The 2,030-nt window shown below is 58.7% G+C and carries 3 protein-coding genes; all 3 read left to right on the forward strand.

What is annotated here, in order from left to right:
- The first annotated feature begins 102 nt into the window (after nt 1-102).
- Nucleotides 103-1,008: a myo-inosose-2 dehydratase gene (gene iolE / locus J5Y17_RS18925; RefSeq protein ID WP_219787417.1), complete on the forward strand. Its 906-nt coding sequence runs from the start codon at nt 103-105 to the stop codon at nt 1,006-1,008.
- 5 nt (nt 1,009-1,013) lie between these two features.
- Nucleotides 1,014-1,250 (forward strand): hypothetical protein, encoded by a 237-nt coding sequence (locus J5Y17_RS18930; protein WP_219787418.1) that lies wholly within the window; start codon nt 1,014-1,016, stop codon nt 1,248-1,250.
- A gap of 1 nt (nt 1,251) precedes the next feature.
- Nucleotides 1,252-2,030, forward strand: a 779-nt coding sequence (gene iolB, locus J5Y17_RS18935) for a 5-deoxy-glucuronate isomerase (protein ID WP_219787419.1), incomplete at its 3' end; no start/stop codon positions are given.

Below are 2,030 nucleotides of genomic sequence, written 5' to 3' on the forward strand. Positions count from 1 at the left end.
GGTTAGCCCGGTCGAAACCCTGCAAAACGTCTATGCCGCTTATCTCAACAACAAACAACGCCAGCGCCTCGTCAATTGACGCGCTTTTCGGAGACCACACCCATGATCCAATTCGGCACAAACCCGATCGCCTGGGCCAATGATGACGACCAGAGCCTCGGAAAAGACATTCCGACCGAGCGCATTCTCAGAGAAGCGGGTCGCGAGATCGGATTTGACGGGATCGAGAACGGCCACCGCTGGCCGCAAGACGACCCTGAGGCTCTGCGCGCGCTTTTGGCGGGCTATGGTCTGAAATTCATCTCCGGCTGGCACTCTCTGAACCTTTTGGCGCACTCCGTCGAAGACGAGAAAAAGGCGATCCAACCTCATCTCGACAAGCTCAAGCACAATGGCTGCAAAGTGGCGATCACCTGTGAGACCTCGAACTCTGTTCAGGGTCTCGATACGCCGTTGTCAGGGCGCGTGATCCTGTCGGATGAGGAGATGGTCGATTTCGCCAATAAGGTCGAAGAGATCGCCCGCTACTGCGCCGATCAGGGCATTGATCTGGTCTATCACCACCACATGGGCACGGTCGTGCAATCCGCCGAGGACATCGACCGCTTCATGGCCGCAACTGAGGCGGCCGGTGGTGCGACCAAGCTGTTGTTCGATGCGGGGCATTGCTATTTCGGCGGCGCCGATCCCGAAAATATCCTGCGCAAATACGTCTCCCGCGTGCGTCATTTCCATGCCAAGAACGTCCGCCCCGCGATCCGCGAAAAGGTCGAGACCGAAGGCTGGTCATTCATGGACGGTGTGCGCGGCGGGGTCTTTACCGTGCCGGGCGATCAGGAGGGCGCGGTGGATTTCAAACCCCTTCTGAAAATCCTCGCAGACAACGGCTACGACGGGTGGATCGTGATCGAGGCAGAGCAAGACCCCGACGATCGCAATCCTCTAATGTATCAAACCCTTGGCCTCGCGACGCTCAAACGTCTGGCGGCTGAGACCGGCCTCCTCTGAGCTCCATGTTTGATGTCGACCACCCCTTTTTCCGCCCCCTCGCGACCCGGATCACGATCGTGGCGATATGTTTCGGCTGGGGCGTGTTGGAAACCTTCAAGGGCAGCGACGCCTTCGCTCTGCTGTTCTTTGGTTTGAGCGCTTACACGGCCTACCGCTTCTGGATCGCTCCTCGGCGACACACGGACGCCGAGCCTACAGAGAACGACACATCCAGTCACACATCCAATCAAGGAGACTGACATGCCCGACCTTTTGAAACAGCCCTTTGGCACGCACGGCAAAGTGCATCAGATCACGCCCGAAAGCGCGGGTTGGCGCTATGTCGGGTTCGACCTGATCAAGCTTCGCGCGGGGGAAACGTGGTCTGAGGCAACCGGCGACAACGAGGTCATTCTCGTGATGGTCGAGGGCAAGGCCAAGATCATTGCCGCGGGTAAGGATTGGGGAGAACTGGGCGAGCGGATGAACGTGTTCGAGAAAACGCCGCCCCATTGCCTCTATGTGCCGAATGACAGTGACTGGTCGCTCGAGACCACGACGGACGCCACCATTGCAGTCTGCAAAGCGCCGGGCAAATCCGGCCATGAGGCGCGTAAAATCGGGCCGGACGGGATTGAACTCACCCAGCGCGGGGAGGGCGTGAATACGCGCTATATCAACAATATCGCCATGGAGAACGAAGATTACTGTGACAGTTTGCTTGTCACAGAAGTTTTCACCCCCGCTGGACACTGGTCGTCCTTTCCGAGCCATCGACATGATGAAGACGACTTCCCGCGCGTGACCTATCTCGAAGAGACCTATTATCACCGCCTCAACCCATCCAACGGCTTTGGCATCCAGCGGGTCTATACCGATAATCTGCAACTGAACGAGACGATGGCGGTCCACGACGGCGACGTCGTCTGCGTCCCGCGCGGTCACCACCCCTGCGGCGCGCCTTACGGGTTCGAGATGTACTACCTCAACGTCATGGCCGGTCCGCTGCGCAAATGGCGGTTCGTTCCGGCCCCAGAAGT

It is taken from the genome of Celeribacter sp. PS-C1, assembly GCF_019429625.1.
Taxonomy (GTDB): domain Bacteria; phylum Pseudomonadota; class Alphaproteobacteria; order Rhodobacterales; family Rhodobacteraceae; genus Celeribacter.

Excerpts from the sequence above, each read along its gene's own strand:
- J5Y17_RS18930 (WP_219787418.1), top strand. The coding sequence starts at position 1,014 with ATGTTTGATGTCGACCACCCCTTTTTCCGCCCCCTCGCGACCCGGATC.
- iolE (WP_219787417.1), top strand. The coding sequence starts at position 103 with ATGATCCAATTCGGCACAAACCCGATCGCCTGGGCCAATGATGACGAC.